This is a genomic window from Gryllotalpicola koreensis (assembly GCF_039538185.1).
In the GTDB taxonomy this organism is placed as follows: Bacteria; Actinomycetota; Actinomycetes; order Actinomycetales; family Microbacteriaceae; genus Gryllotalpicola; species Gryllotalpicola koreensis.
In genome coordinates this window covers 1-17,509 of record NZ_BAABBW010000001.1, presented here as the reverse complement: position 1 = coordinate 17,509, position 17,509 = coordinate 1, and the positions used below count along the sequence as shown (strand labels likewise).

The window sequence follows — 17,509 nt, the reverse complement described above, 5'->3', positions numbered from 1 at the left end:
CGTCGTCCGGGCTGAGCGCCACCGCGTGCCGTCGTGGGCGCGCCCTCTCTCCCTCAACCCACCCGATCGAAGGGCCGCCCGCGACGATCGCGTCGATCGCGATGTTCGACGCGACCGCGAGATCCGCGACGCCCGCGGGGAAGCGCCTCAGCGATCCTCGAGAAGCCGGTGCTCGTGCGCGAGCGCAAGCGCTCTGGCCCGGGAGCTCACGCCGAGCTTGAGATAGAGGGTGCGCAGCTGGCTCTTGATGGTGTTCTGGCTGAGGAAGCTCGCATCGGCCATCTGGCGAACGGTGCGCCCGGCGGCGAGCTGGCCGAGGACCTCGCGCTCGCGGGCGGTGAGGACGATGACGTCGACGGAGCCGGGGAAGATCTCGGGGAGGTCCGCCGTGGCGGCGTCGAGGCGCTCTGCCAGGCCGTGTGCCACCGCGAGCTCCCGCAGCTCGGCCCGTGGCGCGCTGGCGAGCCCGAGTCGGGCGCCGGACGCGGCGGCGCTCGCGAGCGCGTCGGCCAGCGTGCGGGCTGCCGCCTGATCCTCGCCCAGCCGGGCTTGCGCGACGGCCTTCAGCGCCTGCAGCTGCGTCTGATCGCGGGCGATGAGCGACGGGGAGCTGAGGGCCGCCGTGGTGATGCGGACGACCTCGTCACTGCGGCCGCTCAGCAGGGCGAGCAGAGCACGCGGCACGAGCAGGCGGGGGTGATCGGATGCCGCGAGCAGGGCTTGCGCCTTGGTGCCGTTCCCGAGCGCGAGGTGCAGCTCGGCCTCGGCGGAATCCACGAGGGGGCCGAGGGTCGATCCGGGTTCGAGCCAGCGCTGCAGGCGCTCCCGTTCGCGGGCGAGTTCGCGCAGCCGGAGCTGCCGGTCGCCCCAGACGAGGTCGAAGCGCGCCTGGGCGTAGACGTAGGCCGTCTCCCACACGTACTCGTTGGGGGTGCGGGTCTCCAAGAGGCCGAGCTGCTCACGGGCGTCGTCTCGGTCTCCGCGCTCGATCGCCGCGAGGGCGGCGGCGAGCGTGCGCTGCGCCCTCACCGCGCCGAGGGGCCACACCTCGACGTCATCGCCTCCGCTGCGGCCGAGCCAGTCCTCGGTCTGCCGGGTCTCGCCGACGAGCGCGTACGCGAGCGCCGTCTTGACCGCCGCATTGGGCGCAGACGGATCGCCCGGCGTGCGCGGGCTGAAGCGGTAGGTGCGTCGCAGCGTCTCGACCGCCCCATCGTGGTCGTCGGCGAACGTTCGCGTGATGCCGGCGTGGAGCATCGCGTGCAGAGCATCGCCGGACAGGCCGAGCCCCGGAACGCCGGCGATCGTGAGCCACGAGTTGAGGGCGGCATCCACGCTCTCCGCGAAGCGCTGCGCGAGCGGCAGCTCGCCGCGCGTGCGCAGCGCGATCATGACGGCGGTGGCGTCGGTGATGGCCTGGTCCCACGCGGGAATCGGAAGCGTCTCGATCCAGTGCGGCTCGCTCAGCCGGGAGGCGCGGGCGGCCTCGAGCAGCAGGTCGTCGCCGACCCGCCAGCGCAGCATGAAGATGTCGCGGATGGCCACCGCGGCGATGCTGCCGCTGACGACCGAGACCGGCGCCTCGCGCAGCGCCGTCCGGGTCTCCGCATAGTTCTCGTACATGAGCGGCGTCCAGTACCGCTCGACGATGCGCACCACGGCGGGCCAGTCCTGAGCGAGGTGCGCGTGTGCGAGCGCCTCGGCACCCCTGCCATGGTCGAAGTACCACGCGGAGGCCCGCTCGTGCACCCGGCGGAGACCGGCCGGGTCCCGCTTCTCGAAATCCTGCCGCAGCGCGGCGCGGTGAGTCGGGCGCCAGCGGTAGGTCCGTTCACCTGCCTCGCTCGAAGCGATCATCATCGTCTGAGCGACGAGCTGCTCCAGGCGATCACCCGCCCGCCCGTCGCCGGTGACGGCGCGGGCGAGCTCCTCGGTCAGGTGGTCGGGAACCGCACTGGCCAGGACGAAGTCGGGCCAACTCGAATCCGGGAGGGCCCCGAGCATGGGGATGACGTCGTCGCGGAGGAATCGCCGGGTGATGCGGATCAGCGCCTCGTCGAGGCGTGCGGCTTCACCCGATCGTGCGGCGAGCAGTGTGGCGAGCTCGTGCATCGGCTTCGGCCAGCCGGACACCCCGCGCTCGAGCTGCTCGAAGCCGTGCTCGTCGAGGCGCACACCGATGAGCTCGAAGATCTGGTGGACCTCGGAGCCCTGGAAGGCGAGCTCACGGGTGGCCACCGTAGCCATCGGCACCTCGAGTCGGAGCACGTCGGGGAAGCGTCGCCCGTCGCGAACCGCGACGATCAGGCGAAGGTGCGGATTCCGGGTCAGTGCCGCGAGCAGCGCGGCTTCTGTTCCGTCATCGGCGACCTCGTCGAAGTGGTCCCAGACCAGCACGGTGTCTTCGGCCGCGTCGTAGGCGAGCCGATGCCGGCCGTCTGCGTCAGCTCCGTCGAGCCAGATCAGCCGCTCTCCGTCGTGCCCGAAGCGGTGGGCCCACTGCCGCAGCAGCACCGTCTTCCCGAAGCCGGTCGGGGCGCGCACCACCGTGAGGCGGGTCGGCCTGTCGAGGAGTTCCCAGAGACGGGGGCGGGGAAGCGATCCGACGGGCGGCGTCGGCGCGATCACGGGCGGTGCGTCGGGTGTGAACTCAGGGCGCGTCGCCTCTGACTCGGAGTGCACCGTCACCTTGCGTCATCCTCGGCTCTTGTCGTGGTGCGCAAAGCGCAACATACACACTGAGAATCTATCGCGATATGCCCCGACGTGGGCTCATCTCGGTGATGACAGCATGGGGCTATGAGCCTGACCCGCCCCGAGCGCATGAACGCGGCCGCCGTGCGAGTGCGCAACCTGGGTGTCGTGCTGAGCTACCTCGACGACGTCGGCGAGGCGGCTCGCACCGAGATCGCTGCGGCGACGGGCCTCGTGCGAGGCGCGGTCACGCTGTTGACGGCGGAGCTCGGCGACGCCGGCCTCGTGCGGCCGGCCGATGCGGGTGCGAGGCCTCGCGGCGCCGGGCGGCCGCTGGAGCGCCTCGAGGTGGACGGCTCGGACCGCGCGGTCCTCGTGACGCAACTCGTCGTCGACGAACTGCGCATCCTCGCCTCCGACCTGGCCGGCCGCGATCTCCTCAGGCGGGCCGAGCGGGTCCGGCTGCCTCATGGGGATGCCGCAGCGGTCGCGGACCTGGTCGCCGGCACGCTCACGGCCGAGGTGGACGCCCTTGCCGTGCGCGGCATCCGCACCGTCGCGACGTCGATCGTGGTGCCGGCGCCGGTGATCTCGGCGGGCGGAGTGGTCCCCGTTGCGGTGGATCTGGGCTGGCGGGACGTCGACTTCCGCGCCCTCGTGCATGAACGGCTCCCGCAGCGGGTTCCGCGCCCCGAGATCGCGAACGATGCGGACTGCGCTGCGATGGCGGAGTTCGCGTCGCTGCGCAGCGGACCCGGTGCTCTCGCAATCGACGACATGGTCTATCTGAAGTCGGACACGGGCATCGGCGGGGGCGCGATGATCGCGGGGGAGCTGCTGCTCGGCCGGGACGGAATGGCGTTCGAGCCGGGCCACATGGTCGTCGTCCCGGCCGGCGAGCGGTGCCAGTGCGGTCAGCGCGGGTGCCTGGTGACCGTCGCCGACCCGGAGCGGGTGCTCGCCACAGCGGGTCTTGCGGCCTATCGCGAGCAGAACGGGATTCCGGAGGCGGAGGCCGAGCTGCTCCGCCGTGACGGCGCGGGCGACGAGCGAGCCGCCCGCGCTGTGACGGAACTTGTCGGCTGGCTGGTGCACACCGTCGGAGTGGTCGACATCATGCTCCGACCGCAGGCCTTCGTGCTCGGCGGGTACCTGGCGCCGCTCGCCGCCCGAGTGGCGGCGCAGCGTGGCGACGCTGACGGAGCGCAGATCCTCGCCGGCGTGCACGGGGATTTCGCGGGCTCCGACGGGGCCTCGTACTCGCTGCGGCGAGCTCTGCTGCGGAATCCCGCGTCGCTTATGACGGCAGGTTGAGAGAACGCATTAATTCATGAGTTGAATTAATCAGAGTGCGCGTGCAAAATGCTAACGGCTGGTCGGTATTGGCCCGGTTCCTTCCGGGTGCAACCGGCCGGCGAACCGGCAGCACACGTACAAAGGAGTACTTCTCATGAGCGAACCCACGCCCGCGCCGCCCGCCGCGCCCTTGCCCAGCCCGGCCGGCGGGGTCGCCACCGGGCTCACCAATCTGGCCCAGCTGCCCACCGGCGCGCGTGCGCGGCTGATGGGGTCCCTGCTCGGCGGCTACCTCTTCCTCTTCGCCACCTACGCCGGCGTCATCGCCATCATCCTGCCGCAGCAGGTCAGCCTCATCGACCCGGCCCGCAAGGTCGAGAACCTCGCGATCATCACCTCGGCCTCGGCTGCCGCGACCCTCTTCGCGCAGCCGATCGTCGGCGCCTTGTCCGACCGCACGCGCTCGCGGCTGGGGCGGCGCTCGCCGTGGATCCTGTTCGGCGGGATCGGCGGCGGCATCGTCACGATCGCGATGCAGTTCTCGCACACGGTGTTCTGGATCGCCCTGCTGTGGGTGGTCGCCCAGGTGCTGCTGAACGCCTTCCAGGGGCCGGTCTCGGCGACGATCGCCGACCGCGTCGATGAGAAGGGGCGCGCGACCGCCTCCGCCTTCACCGGTGTGGGCACCGCACTGGGCGCGACCCTCGGCGTGATCGTCGCGGGTCATGTGCTGGCTAACCTCGGCATCGCCTACAGCCTGTTCGGCGTGCTGGTCATCGTCGCCTCCGTGCTGTTCGTCCTGATCAATCCGGATCGCACCGCGGCGCCCGCAGATATCGCGCCGTTCCGCTGGGGCGCGTTCTTCAAGGGCTTCTGGGTGAGCCCCCGCAAGCATCCCGACTACGCCTGGGCCTTCGGCGGCCGGTTCTTCATGGTCCTCGGCACGCAGGGCGTCTCGAACTACCAGTTCTACATCCTGACCGACTACCTGCACCTCAGCCCCCTCAAGGCGGGCTCCATCGCGGGCATCCTCTCGATCTGCTCGCTCATCACCACCGTCGTCGGCACCCTGGTGTTCGGCCGGATCTCGGACCTGCTGCGCCGCCGCAAGGTCTTCGTCTTCTTCGCCAGCGTGGTCGTCGCGTTCGGCGTGCTGATCCCGGTCGCCTTCCCCGTCGTGCCCGCGATGATCGCGAGCTCTCTCATCATGGGCATCGGCTCCGGCGCCTACACCGCCGTCGACTTCGCCGTCATGGTCGACGTGCTGCCCTCGCAGGGCGACGCGGGCAAGGACCTCGGTGTGCTCAACGTCGCCTCGAACGTCCCGCAGGCGATCGTCGGCGTCGTCGCCGCCGCGCTGCTCGGCATCTTCGGGGGCAACTACGCCTCGATCTTCGTCTTCGCGGCCGTCTCCGTGGTGGTCTCATCGCTGCTCATCTTCCCCATCAAGTCGGTTCGCTGAGCCGCCGGAAAGGAACCCTCCTATGTCGACATCACAGGTATCAGCGGTGAGCGGGCTCGAGGTGGAGATCGGGGCCGGCCGGCTCCGCGGCATCGAGCACCCGGGCGGGGCGGCCTTCCTCGGAGTGCCGTTCGCCGCCGCGCCCGTCGGGCCGCGGCGCTTCGCCGCCCCCGAGTGCATCGAGCGCTGGGAGGGGGTGCGCCCGGCCGACCACTACGGGCCGACGCCGCAGCGCCGCCCGTTCGGCGCCGTGACGACGATCCCTGAGCCGTCCATCCCCGGCGAGGCGACCCTCAACGTCAATGTGTTCACCCCGGCCGCTGGTGACCGCCGCGCCGGGCTGCCGGTGCTCGTGTGGATCCACGGCGGCGGCTTCTTCGCGGGCTCGCCGGCCAGCCCGTGGTACGACGGGCGCGCCTTCGCCCGAGACGGCGTCGTGGTCGTCACGGTCGCCTACCGGCTCGGCTTCGACGGCTTCGGATGGATGCAGGATGCCCCCCTGAACCGTGGCGTGCTCGACCAGATCGCGGCCCTGGAATGGGTGCAGGAGAACATCGCCGCTTTCGGCGGGGACCCGGCCCGAGTCACCATCGCCGGGCAGTCCGCCGGCGGCGCGAGCGTGCTCACGCTGCTGAGCTCGCCGCGAGCCGCCGGTCTGTTCGCCGGTGTCATCTCGCAGTCGGGCCCGACGAGCGGCATCCCCGTCGACACGGCCGAGTCGGTCGGCCGCGCCTTCGCCGAGCGGTTCGGGATCGAGCCCACCGCGAGCGCGTGGCGGGGAGTTCCCGAGGACGACATCCTGGATCGCGAGCGCGATGCCAACGACCTCCCCGGAGCGCTGCCGCCCACGGCCCCGGTCGACGCCGTCATCGAGCGCCTGCGCGCCGGCACCCCCTCGCTGTCGCTCGCCTTCTCGCCCGTTGCAGACGGCGACTCGGTCGCACTCGACGGCCTGGCGGCGCTGCGCGGCGGCCACGCCTCTCAGGTGCCGCTGGTGGCGGGGAGCACGCGCGACGAGTTCGCCTTCCCGCTGCCGGTTCCTCTCGGCGAGATCCGCGCTGCGCTGGCGCGCAGCGGCGTGAGCGAGGCCGCTCAGGCGGGCTATCTCGCGGATGTCGCGGCCACGGGCGAGCAGTTCGCGCGCAGCCGTATCGCCGTGAGCCAGCTCTTCCGCGCCCCCACCCTGCGCGTCGCCGCGGCCCGAGCGGCCGGCGGCGCCACGCAGACCTGGCTGTACGATTTTGCCTGGCGCTCCCCGGTGACCGGAACGTCCGCCCATTGCTACGAGATCCCGTTCACGTGGGACGTGCTCGATGCGGAAGGCGTCGCCGCGCAGTTCGGCGACGAGCCGCCGCAGGCGCTCGCAGACCGCATGCACGCCGACTGGGTCGGCTTCATCACGACGGGCGAGATGCCCTGGAGCCGCGCCGAGTCCGGCGGCGCCGGGGCGATGAGCTACGGCGGCGAGACCGCATACGACCCCGAGGCGTATGCCTTCGAGCGCGCGTTGATCGGGGACTGAACCACAGCCCCTGCCATGCCGGGTGCCGTGCCGCGCACCGGGCCGCAGCTCAGAGAGGAACGGTGAGCTGCGACTCGATCTGCGCCCGCACGGCGCCCGGCATGTCGGTGCGGCCGTCGAGAAGCCACTGCAGCTGGAGCCCGTCCATGAGCGCGACGAGCTGGGCGCCCGCCAGCGCGGGGTCGACGCCGGGGCGCAGCGCGCCCTGCTCACGGGCGAGGGCGAAGGCCCGGCTCACGGCCGCGATGGTGCGCCGGTAGCGCTCGAGGAAGTATTCGTGCGCCGGGTGATCGGCGCTGGTCGCCTCCGCTGAGAGCGCCGCGTACAGCTCGACGACGCCGCGCCGACGCGAATTCAACTCGACGAGGGCGACCAGCCGGCGCAGGAGGCCGACGCCGTCGTCACCGTCCCCGTCCTCGTTCATGCCGGACGCGTCGATCTCATCGCGTCGCTCGAGCGTCGCCAGGAGCAAAGCCTCCTTGGTCGGGAAGTGGTGGAGCAGGCCGGGGTGCGAGATGCCGGAACGGGCGGCGATCTCCCGCAGCGATGCGCTGCGGTAGCCCACCTCGCCGAACAGCGCCATCGCCGCGTCGAGGATCTGCTCGCGGCGCGCACGCCCGTTCGCGTAGCCGCCGGAGCGCGGAGACCTGGCCGTGTCGTCGAGTGTCATGCCCTACCAGGATGCCACGGCAGAAGCTCCCCCTCAGCGCTGCGCGCGCCGGCTCGCGGCGAGGGTTCCGAGAAGGGCGAGGGACTGGGCGCTGGGGCTCGGGTAACGGGTGCATAACGCTCGTTTGCGTCAACGCGTTTGACGCTCTTAGCGTGGCGTCGGTCAATGAAGTCAATCGATTGACGCACAGGCGAAGGAGCGTGGGATGCTGACGATGAAGGACATCGCCTCGCATGTCGGCGTCTCCGTGTCGAGCGTCAGCCTGGTCCTCAGCGGGCGCAGCGAAGGCCGCGTGAACACCCAGGTGGCGGAGCGGATCAGAAGCGCCGCCGACGAGCTGGGCTACGTGCCGAACCAGCTGGCGCGCTCGCTCAAGACGAAGCAGAGCCGGACGATCGGCGTCGTGTCGGATCGGGTGGCCACCGTCCCCTTCTCGGCGCACATGCTCGCGGGCGCGCAGCAGGCGGCCTGGGAAGCGGGCTTCATGCTGATGCTCATCGACACCTACGGCAACGACGAGGTGCAGACGCCGGCCGTGCAGTCGCTTCTGCAGCGGAACATCGAGGCGCTGGTCGTCGCGACGAACTTCCACAAGGTGGTCGAGCTGCCCCTCGTGCCGCCGAAGATGCCGGTGGTGGTCCTCGACGGCCGGCCGAGCAGTGCCGGTTCCGACGCTCCCGTCGACTATGTCGTCCCCGACGAGGAGCTCGGCGCGTATACCTCGACCCGGATGCTCATCGATGCGGGGCATACCCGTATCGGCTTCTGCAACGTGAGTGCGTATCCGATCGCGTCGCGACTGCGGGAACGCGGCTACGAGCGCGCGCTCGCGGAAGCCCGAATCGATCGGGATCCGTCTCTCACCGTGGTCGCCGAGGACGCCGCGACGCAGTACGCCGTACTGCCCGCACGCCGCCTCCTCGATCGTGCCGATCGGCCCACGGCCGTCTTCTCGTTCAGCGATCAGACCGCCATGGGGTTTTACCACGTGGCGCGCCACCTCGGTCTCGACATCCCCGGCGACCTCTCGATCGCCGGCTTCGACAACCAGGAGTTCGTCGCGGAAGCGCTCGACCCCGGCCTGAGCACGGTGCAGCTGCCGCATCGTGAGATGGGTGAGTGGGCGATCCGCCGGGTCGTCGGCCGACTCGACGGCTCCCTCGACGGTGCGGAGCGCGAAGGCTATCTGATGCCCTGTGCCCCGGTCGTGCGGCAATCGATCGGACCACCGCCTCAGAACTGAAACCCCTCACGACACGCTGGCGCCGCCAGCTCTTCACACCGTCGGCCACCGTCGCCGGCGGCGCGAGCCTGCTCGCGCGCCCGGACTCACCCCATCTCCCCACGATGCAAAGGAGCAACGCAATGACAACGACCCGAACCGCGCGAGCCTCGCGCGGGCGAACCCTCGCCCGGCTCATCGCGGCCGCAGCCGCCGCCACGGTGGCCGCGGCCACGCTGGTCGGCTGCAGCGCCGCCTCAGGCGACGCCGGCGGCAAGACCTTCACGATCCTGCAATACGAGGACCCCAAGACGGCGCAGGGCCAGGGCTGGCAGCTCGCGCTCCAGATCTTCAAGAAGAAGCATCCGGACGTGAAGGTCGACTTCCAGACGACGAGCTTCGACGCCATGCGCAAGAACGCGAAGCTGACGCTCGGCGGCAACAAGGTGCCCGACGTCGTCGAGTTCAACAAGGGCAACGCCGACGGCGGCCAATTGGCCAGCCAGGGACTGCTCGAGCCGCTGAACGACCAGGTCAAGAAGTACGGCTGGGACAAGAAGGTGACCGGCAGCATGCAGTCGTTCGCCAAGTACGACGAACAGGGCAAGGCCGGCTCGGGCGACTGGTACGGAATCCCGAACTTCGGCGAGTACGTGACCTTCTACTACAACAAGAACCTGTTCGAAAAGGCGGGGATCGCGGCCGCGCCCACCACGATGGCCGAGTTCGTGACCGACATGCAGAAGCTCAAGGACGCCGGGATCACCCCCGTGTCGTCCTCGGCCTCGACGAACCAGGGCTTCAACCAGATGTGGGTGTGGTACTCCCTCGTCTCCGCCTACGCGAGCCGTGAGCAGATCGACGACTTCATGTTCCTGAAGGGCAAGGTGGACTTCTCGGCCGACCCCTGGAAGAAGGCCACCGAGCAGTTCCAGGACTGGATCGACAAGGGATACCTCGGCACGGACCTCGCGGGCCTCACCTACGAGCAGGCCAACGTGAACTTCCTGAGCGGCAAGACCGGAATGCTCATCTGGAACAACGGCGTGTTCCCCCGGGTCAAGGACCAGGACGCGTTCGCGTGGGGCTACTTCACGCTGCCCGGCGCGAATCTCTCGATGGGCTCGTCTGGCCACCTCTGGGGCGTGCCCGCGAAGGCGGCGAACAAGGAGCTGGCATACGACTGGATCAACACCACTCTGAGCCCGGAGGTCCAGAACAAGATCGGCGAGCTCGGCGGCCTGCCGCTGGCCGGCGACTCATCGAAGATCACCGACCCGGTGACGCGGGGGTACACGCAGCGGTTCGACGAGATCGTCGCCGCAGACACGCTGTCCTTCTATCCCGACTATCCGGTGCCGGGCTTCCTCGACTTCATCCAGTCGAACATGGCCGCCATGTCGAACAAGAACGAGACGGCCGAGCAGTACCTGACCAAGCTGCAGAAGTTCTACGACGACGGCAAGAAGGAGACCGATCAAGGGTGAGGCGGTGTGCGGAAGCCGCCTCGCGCGGCTTCCGCACGTCACCGACAGGACAGATCGGAAGGCCACGCAGTGAGCACAGCAACAACGAGAACCGCGGATGCCGCGCTGACGAACCACCGGACCACAGGGGCGAGCCCCGGCCGTGCCCGGGGCAAGCGCAGGCAGCGCGCTGCCTACTGGCTCTATCTCATTCCGATGATCGTGGGGACCCTCGCGATCGTCTTGATCCCGTTCGCGATGAACGTGTACATCAGCCTGTTCCGCTGGAAGGGCGGAATGGCGCCCATGCGCTGGAACGGTCTGCAGAACTATGTGGATCTCTTCGGCGATGAGCTCTTCTGGCTGGCCTTCAAGAACACGATCTTCATGATCCTCGGCATCGTGGTGGTGCCGACGGTGATCGGGCTGCTGCTGGCGGCGATGCTCTTCGACTACATCGGCCGGGAGTTCGGCGGCCGAGCCGCCGCCTTCCTCCGGGCGACGTACTACCTTCCGCAGATCCTCCCGATCGCCGTGGCGGGGTTCATCTGGAGCTGGGTGCTGGCCACACAGGACGGCCTGCTCAACAGCGTGATCGAGGCGATCGGGGTCCGCCGGCCGCCGGACTGGCTCGGCGACCCCCATATCGCGATCTATGCCGTCGTGCTCATGCTGATCTGGCTGCAGATCGGATACCCCGTCGTGATCTTCATGGCGGCACTGCAGCGCGTCGACCCCGAGTTGCACGAAGCGGCCGCGCTCGACGGCGCGGGCTGGTGGCGGCGGTTCGCGGCGATCACCATCCCGCAGATCCGGCCAGAGGTCTTCGTGGTCGTCATCACCGCGACGGTCGGCGCACTCAAGGTGTTCGCGCCGGTGCTCATCCTCACCGGTGGGGGACCGGAGGGATCGACGATCGTGCCGTCCTATTACTCGTATCGGAACTTCTTCGAGCTCTCGAAGGTCGGTTACGGGTCGGCCATCGCGACCGCCATGTCCGTTGTCATCTTCCTCGTCGCCGGCGTCATGCTCTGGCTGCAGCGACGAGAGGGCAGAGGGGAACTCGCAGAATGACCGCATTCGCCACGCTCACGGTGCCCGCTGCCCGCCCGCGCCGGCGCCGCCCGCTGCGCTGGGTGATCCTCGCGTTGGCCATCCTGATCGCGCTGGTCATGCTGGCGCCCTTGATGCTGCTGGTGCTCAACGCGTTCAAGACGGGTGTCGACTACTCGACGCACGGCCCGCTCGCCTGGCCGACAAGCTGGAGCCTGCAGTCTTTCCGGGACTATCTCGACCGCGTCGACTATCTGCGCGCACTGTGGAACTCGGTCCTCATCGCGGCACTGGTCGCGGTGTTCGGCACCCTCGTATCGCTGTTGAGCGCGTACGCGATCGGCGTCGGCCGGATCCGCGGTGGCACGGCACTGCTCGCCGTCTTCCTGCTGGCGACGATGCTTCCCCAGGAAGCGCTGATCTACCCGCTCTTCTACGGGGCGCAGGCGACAGGGCTGTTCAACTCCGTGTGGAGCGTGATCATCGTCTTCACCGTGCTCCAGGCCGCGTTCGGCACGTATCTGCTGTCGAGCGTCATGTCGACGCTGCCGCCGTCTCTCCTCGAAGCCGCTGCGCTCGACGGGGCGGGGCGCTGGCGCATCCTCTGGTCCGTCGTCTACCCGGTGATGCGGCCGACGCTCTCGGTCCTGATGGTCTTCTTCTTCGTCTGGACGTGGAACGAGTTCTACATCCCCCTCATCCTGCTGTCGGACCAATCCGTGCAGACCATTCCCATCGCCCTCGCCACGCTGCAGGGGCAGAACTCGATCGATGTGACCTCGCTGAACGCGGGCTCGCTGCTGTCGCTGCTGCCGACGCTCGTGTTCTTCATCATCTTCCAGCGCACCCTGAGCCGCGGCGTGACCGTCGGCTCGGTGAAGTAGAGCGCTCGCTCGCCGTCCAACACCCCACGACCTGAGGAGAAACGTGCTTCCCACTCTGTCCGACCTTCACGCCCCCGCGGGCGTGAGAACTCGCTCGATCAACGCGGAGAACCTGTCCGGGGAGCCCGGCAAGGCTGCGGCGGCGAGCTCTCACCTCGGGCCTGGACGGAAGGGCAGCGCGTATCTGCCGCTTCCCGCGGGCGGCGAGCTGACGCTCGCCGATATCGAGGGGCCGGGCGTGGTGCGTCACATCTGGATCACGGTGCCCGATCGAACGGAGGGCGGCCCGTTCGTCCTGCGGGACCTGGTGCTGCGGATGTACTGGGACGACGAGAGCACGCCGTCGGTGGAGGCGCCGCTCGGCGACTTCTTCTGCAACGGCTTCGGCACCCGTGCGCTCGTGACGTCCGTCCCGATCGTCGTCGCGCCGACGGGCGGGATGAACGCGTACATCCCGATGCCGTTCCGGCGTCGCGCCCGGATCGTGCTGAGCAGCGAGCACCCGGCGGATGTCGATCACGTCTTCTTCCAGGTCGACTACACCGTGGGCGACGAGGTGGCCGACGAGACGCCGTACTTCCACGCGCAGTGGCGCCGCTCGAACGCGACGACCCGCCTCGGCGAGGACCATGTCATCCTCGACGGGGTCACCGGAAGCGGACGCTATCTCGGCACGTACATCGGACTGGCATCCCTCTCCCGCTATTGGTGGGGAGAGGGCGAGGTCAAGTTCTTCCTCGACGGCGACACCGAGCTGCCCACGCTGTGCAGCACCGGGCTCGAGGACTATGCCGGCGGTGCGTGGGCGTTCCAGGACGAGCTGCGTCACGACCCGGAACCGGTGCCGATCACCTTCAGCGCACCGTATTGCGGCTACCCGTTCTTCAGCGACAGGGACAACACGCGAGCGGGTACGTTCATCCAGTCGACGGCACCGATGCACGCGGTGTATCGCTGGCATCTGCCGGACCCCATCTGGTTCGAGCGGGAACTTCGTGTCACGGTGCAGCAGATCGGGGTGTGGGACAAAGGCCTCTTCGAACGCTCCGACGACATCTTCTCGGTCGCCTACTGGTACCAGACGGAGCCGCACGTCGAGTTCCCGGCGCTGGCCCCGGTGCACGGCCGCACTCCGCGCTGACGACGAAGGGCCCGGGCCGCCCTGAGAGGCCCGGGCCCTTCGCGGTTGCCTGCGTAGGGGCATCCGCTCGAGGCTAGGCCCAGAACCCCTCGTGCGGAACGGCGGCCTCGTCTTCGATCAGCGGGCCGACGACCTCGATGGTTCTCTGCCCGCGCGCGAACACCTCTCGGCACGGGAAGGAGAAGGTGGGGTTCTCGGGGTCGTCGCCGGTCAGCTCCTTGAGTCGCACCTCGGAGAGGGCGTAGACGACCCGGCCGACGCCCGTCCAGTAGATCGCACCGGAGCACATCACGCATGGCTCGGCGCTCGAGTACAGCGTGCTCTCCGCGAGCTCCTCCGGCGAGAGCAGGCGCGCCGCGTGGGCGACCGTGCGCAATTCGGCGTGCTGGGTCGGGTCGCCGGCCGGGCGCGGCGAGTTGTTGCCGAAGCGGGCGATGACCTCCCCGCTGCCGGACGTCAGCAGGGCGCCGAACGGGTGGGCTCCGGCTTGGCGGGTTTCAGCGGCGAGGGCGATGCACTCGCGCAGGAGGCGGATGTCGTTGTCCATGCGTCGTCTCGTAGTGGCGATCAGTCGGTGCCGAGCTGCTCGGCGAAGGCGCGCGCCGCCTGCAGCTCGCCGATGGGGTCGGGAGTGGCGTCGAGCTCGAGCAGGCGCACCGCGGCGGTGGGCGCCGTGCTCATGGCGCGTGCCCAGCCCGCCCAGTCGACGGCGCCGGTTCCCAGCGAGCGCATGTAGCGGCGGTGGACCGCGTGCACGTCCTCATCTGGCGCCACCACCAGGTCGGCGGGCATGGGGCCGGAGGCGTCCTTCCAGTGGGAGACGAGCACGCGATCGGCGAACTTCTCGGCGATGGCGACCGGGTCGGTTCCGGAGAGCGTGAGGTGCGCGGAGTCCGGGCACAGGCCCACCAGCCCGGGGTCGGTGGTCAGCATGAGCTCGGTGATGTCATCGGCCGTGACGGTGATGGAGTGCGACTCGGTGTGCACGGCCAGACGGATGCCGGTGGGCGCGAGTGCGGCGCCGATGGCCTCGCACGCGGCGGCGAAGCGTCGCAGGATGTCCTGCCGCTCGTCTGCCGTGTAGGGCACGGCGCGGGGTGCGACCATCGGGGAGCCGACGACGAGCACGGTGCCGCCCGTTGCGCTGAGGAAGGCGGTGTAGTCCGCCAGCTCGGCCACGATCTCGTCGGCGGTGCGCTCGTGCCAGGATGTGCCGTCGACGAAGCCGCTGATGACGCGCATTCCGCGGCCGTCGAGCGCCTCACGGACCTTCTCCGGCGATCCGAACGCCGCCGTCGCGCTGTGGTGGTCCAACGGAGGGAAGGTTACTTCGATGCCGTCCACGCCGGCGGACGACAGTGCGTCGAGCATCTTCTCCCACATCTCTACGGGGTGGCCGGCGCACCAGGCCAGCATCTCCGCGTCCGTCTCCACACCCCAGAATCCGGGGTGGTAGAAGGTGACCAGGTCGACACCGTAAATGGGCTGCGTCATGGCGCTCCTCTTCCTCAAGCTCTCGTGACGTAATTATGCATGGTTCTCGCATAAATCGAGGACGGACCGCGGGCGCGACCGTAGGATGGCCGCGATGCCCGCTCTCGATCCCTCTGCAATGCGCCGCCTCAATGCCAGCATGACGCTGCGCGTGATGGCGGAGATCGAGGGCGACATCAGAATGGCGCAGCTGCTGGATCGCACGGGCCTGTCCCGGCGCACGATCGAGCTGATCCTCGCAGAGCTGCTCGAGGACGGCTGGGTGACCGAGAGCGCGCCGGAGCCGAGCAACTGGCGGGGCCGACCGGCGCGAACGTTCCGCTTCAACCCGCAGCGCTGGGTGATCGCCGGCACGCGCATCGACACGGGCGGTGTGCGTTCCGTGGTCACGGACGTGCGCGGCGCGGTCGTCGGGCGCGACTTCCGGCCTGTCCCCGACTTCCATGATCCGCAGTCGGCGCTCGCCGAGGTGGCCCAGTCCGTTGAGGCGGCCATCTCTGCAGCCGGCGTCGAGCGGGACACGGTCAAGGCCGTGGGCGTGGCCGTGCCCGGTGTCGTCAGCGAGGAGGGCATCCTCGTCCAGCTGAAGGACGAGCAGCGGTGGACCGGCGTTGCGCCGGCAGCGGTTCTGTCCGAGCTGCTGGGTGTTCCCGCCTTCGCCGACAACGACGCGAAGCTCGCGGCCATCGGCGAACGCTGGCTGGGAGCGGCCCGAGGGCTCGACACCTTCGTGTGGATGCTCGCCGGGGAGCGCAACGGCGCCGGCATCGTGATCGGGGGAACCCTGCATCACGGCTTCGGGGGTTCGGCGGGCGAGATCGTCCACGCCGAGGCCTTCGGACTGGCCCGCCTGATGGGGCATCCCGTCGGCCTGCTCACCTCGCCGGCGCCTGAGTCGCATCGCGCCGCCGTGGCCGTCGTGAAGCGGGCCTGGGCCGGAGATGAGGAGGCGCTGACTCAGGTGGACGAGTTCGTCGTGCCTCTCACCGGGGTTCTCGCCACCTTGGCGTGGACGATCGCGCCTCCGGTCATCGTCCTCGGCGGCGGCCTCGAAGACGCCGGCCCCGAGCTGCTCGTGCGACTCGAGCGCGGCATCGCGGCCGTGAACGCCCCGGCGATCGAGCTGCGGTACAGCAGCCTAGGGGCCGAGGCTGCGGTGATCGGCGCGGTGCGGCTGGCTCTGGACCAGGTGGACGGCGAGCTCTTCGGCAGTGTCGAGTAGCCGTTCGGTCGACGGATGCCTCGCACAGGGCAGATCGCAGGGGATTCCCGAGCCGCCGAATTCGATGGTGGCTCCGGCGGGCGTCGATCCCGTGACCTCACGATTTTCAGTGAGTCCCCCGTCGGTTCCACACTGTATTGATGAGCGCGGAAACGACTTGATCAGGAGTTTCTCTCGTTGGTGGTAGTTCGTCTCAGTTGCTTCTCGGACGGTTAATGGCCCGTTAATGGCCCAAGTTTCTTTGCAGGCGGTCGGCCCATGGATTGGCCGATATGTGAGTCACCGAGAGGCAAGCGCCGATAGCAGTTCACCGCTCTGCGTCACTGGTGGTTCCCCATTCGTCTAGGTCGAGCGCGGCTTCAGCGACCCATGCTTCCTGCGCTGCGCCTGCCTCCGGTTGCGGTGTCTCTTGGCGGTTGACGGTGACCATGAGTCCGCGGCTCACAATGGCGTCGACGTTTCCGCCGCCTGCGAGGGGGAGCCGGATGACTCCGGCACCGCGGCGTAGTGCGGACACGATTCGTTTCTCGAGCTTGCGCACGCTCGTGCCTGGCTTGAGCGTGAAGGCCGTCAGGCCAAGTGTCACCGTGAGTGTGTGCATGCCGTCCCCTGTCGCGTCTCCTCCTTGGTACCCGGGCGGCCGACCTCGCATCCGCAGTTACGGGCGGTTGACATGCGTCCCAAGAGGTGCATTCGTTGGTTGTCAGCGCAGCAGCCGGGTGGATCCCACCTCAGGTGGATCAGGGAGCGGTGGCGCCTCCAGCAGCCTGAAGGTAGTGCGCTGCCTCTTCTTCGTTCATCAGGAGCATTCCTCGGATTCCAGTCGAGGACCGCTCCAGTGCTTCCAGCCAGATGCGGCTCAGTTCCGGCGGCTTGCTGCCGGAGAAACCGGAATTGCAGCGGAATCGCCGATGAGAGCAGAGGCAGGCACGCTCCAGTTCAGCAGGAAGTTTTCGTTCCGTCGCAGGTTCGAAGTGATCGCGATCTTCACGTGCGCGAGAGCACGGTCCTCGATCTCGTAGCTCTCGGACCCTGCATAGACGAGCACCCCCGTGGTTTCCCCTTTCAAGCACTGCCACAGCAGACCGGCCTGAACAGAGTTTCGCATGTCAGCGAGCAACATGTCTCGGCCAGACACGCGCGCCGAATCGTTCTCCGTGCGACCTCTTCGCGCAGGCGAAATCATCCGCGGCAGGGGTGGCACGCGAACGCATTGTTCTTCGACGGTGCCGACGGGCTCAGCTGATGAGGGCTGCGGTTTGTCGTGCGGTGATCATGGGGCATTCGAAGGGGTCTTGGTGTCCGAGGCCGACGTTGTCGATGTAGTCGGTGACGCTGCGGAACGCGTCGCGCACACCGGTCTCGGTATACGCGACGTCGCGT

Annotated in this window: 15 protein-coding genes; 9 read left to right on the top strand and 6 right to left on the bottom strand. The window is 69.0% G+C overall.

Translation table 11 applies throughout. From position 1 onward, the window contains the following. Positions 1-147: 147 nt before the first annotated feature. On the bottom strand, positions 148-2,688 hold the full coding sequence (locus tag ABD708_RS00075) for a helix-turn-helix transcriptional regulator (protein WP_344751187.1): 2,541 nt from the start codon (positions 2,686-2,688) through the stop codon (positions 148-150). 111 nt (positions 2,689-2,799) lie between these two features. On the opposite strand from ABD708_RS00075, the gene ABD708_RS00070 reads away from it, so the two are divergent. The 3 genes from ABD708_RS00070 (at position 2,800) to ABD708_RS00060 (ending at position 6,974) form a co-directional block, all read left to right on the top strand. Next, complete coding sequence (locus ABD708_RS00070; RefSeq protein WP_344751186.1) at positions 2,800-4,008, top strand: ROK family protein; 1,209 nt, start codon at positions 2,800-2,802, stop codon at positions 4,006-4,008. Between the two features lie 136 nt (positions 4,009-4,144). Beyond that, positions 4,145-5,452, top strand: a complete 1,308-nt coding sequence (locus ABD708_RS00065; RefSeq protein ID WP_344751185.1) for an MFS transporter — start codon at positions 4,145-4,147, stop codon at positions 5,450-5,452. Between the two features lie 22 nt (positions 5,453-5,474). Next, positions 5,475-6,974: a carboxylesterase/lipase family protein gene (locus ABD708_RS00060; RefSeq protein WP_344751183.1), complete on the top strand. Its 1,500-nt coding sequence runs from the start codon at positions 5,475-5,477 to the stop codon at positions 6,972-6,974. A gap of 49 nt (positions 6,975-7,023) precedes the next feature. On the opposite strand, the gene ABD708_RS00055 is transcribed toward ABD708_RS00060, so the two are convergent. Then, complete coding sequence (locus tag ABD708_RS00055; protein ID WP_344751182.1) at positions 7,024-7,644, bottom strand: TetR/AcrR family transcriptional regulator; 621 nt, start codon at positions 7,642-7,644, stop codon at positions 7,024-7,026. Between the two features lie 205 nt (positions 7,645-7,849). Here ABD708_RS00055 and ABD708_RS00050 point away from each other — a divergent pair, with 205 nt between their 5' ends. From ABD708_RS00050 to ABD708_RS00030, 5 genes are all read left to right on the top strand, one after another. Beyond that, entirely contained in the window at positions 7,850-8,887 is a 1,038-nt protein-coding gene (locus ABD708_RS00050) for a LacI family DNA-binding transcriptional regulator (protein WP_344751180.1), read from the top strand. Positions 8,888-9,009: 122 nt separating this feature from the next. Continuing rightward, positions 9,010-10,353 (top strand): ABC transporter substrate-binding protein, encoded by a 1,344-nt coding sequence (locus ABD708_RS00045; RefSeq protein WP_344751179.1) that lies wholly within the window; start codon positions 9,010-9,012, stop codon positions 10,351-10,353. A 195-nt stretch (positions 10,354-10,548) separates the two neighbouring features. After that, entirely contained in the window at positions 10,549-11,406 is an 858-nt protein-coding gene (locus ABD708_RS00040) for a carbohydrate ABC transporter permease (protein ID WP_425553239.1), read from the top strand. Further along, positions 11,403-12,269: a carbohydrate ABC transporter permease gene (locus ABD708_RS00035; protein ID WP_344751175.1), complete on the top strand. Its 867-nt coding sequence runs from the start codon at positions 11,403-11,405 to the stop codon at positions 12,267-12,269. The genes ABD708_RS00040 and ABD708_RS00035 overlap by 4 nt, the downstream gene beginning before the upstream one ends. Before the next feature lie 43 nt (positions 12,270-12,312). After that, positions 12,313-13,410: a glycoside hydrolase family 172 protein gene (locus ABD708_RS00030; RefSeq protein WP_344751173.1), complete on the top strand. Its 1,098-nt coding sequence runs from the start codon at positions 12,313-12,315 to the stop codon at positions 13,408-13,410. A 73-nt stretch (positions 13,411-13,483) separates the two neighbouring features. Here ABD708_RS00030 and ABD708_RS00025 read toward each other — a convergent pair whose 3' ends face one another. Then, positions 13,484-13,957, bottom strand: a complete 474-nt coding sequence (locus ABD708_RS00025) for a nucleoside deaminase (RefSeq protein ID WP_344751172.1) — start codon at positions 13,955-13,957, stop codon at positions 13,484-13,486. Positions 13,958-13,977: 20 nt separating this feature from the next. After that, positions 13,978-14,904 carry a sugar phosphate isomerase/epimerase family protein gene (locus tag ABD708_RS00020; RefSeq protein ID WP_344751171.1) on the bottom strand — a complete coding sequence of 309 codons (927 nt, stop codon included), beginning with the start codon at positions 14,902-14,904 and terminating at the stop codon, positions 13,978-13,980. A gap of 94 nt (positions 14,905-14,998) precedes the next feature. Between ABD708_RS00020 and ABD708_RS00015 the strand changes: the two genes are divergently transcribed. Then, positions 14,999-16,126: an ROK family protein gene (locus ABD708_RS00015; RefSeq protein ID WP_344751169.1), complete on the top strand. Its 1,128-nt coding sequence runs from the start codon at positions 14,999-15,001 to the stop codon at positions 16,124-16,126. Between the two features lie 307 nt (positions 16,127-16,433). Here ABD708_RS00015 and ABD708_RS00010 read toward each other — a convergent pair whose 3' ends face one another. Together ABD708_RS00010 and ABD708_RS00005 are read right to left on the bottom strand one after the other, a co-directional pair. Next, on the bottom strand, positions 16,434-16,727 hold the full coding sequence (locus tag ABD708_RS00010) for a hypothetical protein (RefSeq protein WP_344751168.1): 294 nt from the start codon (positions 16,725-16,727) through the stop codon (positions 16,434-16,436). Positions 16,728-16,985: 258 nt separating this feature from the next. Further along, on the bottom strand, positions 16,986-17,249 hold the full coding sequence (locus tag ABD708_RS00005) for a DUF7882 family protein (protein ID WP_344751167.1): 264 nt from the start codon (positions 17,247-17,249) through the stop codon (positions 16,986-16,988). Positions 17,250-17,509: the final 260 nt, after the last annotated feature.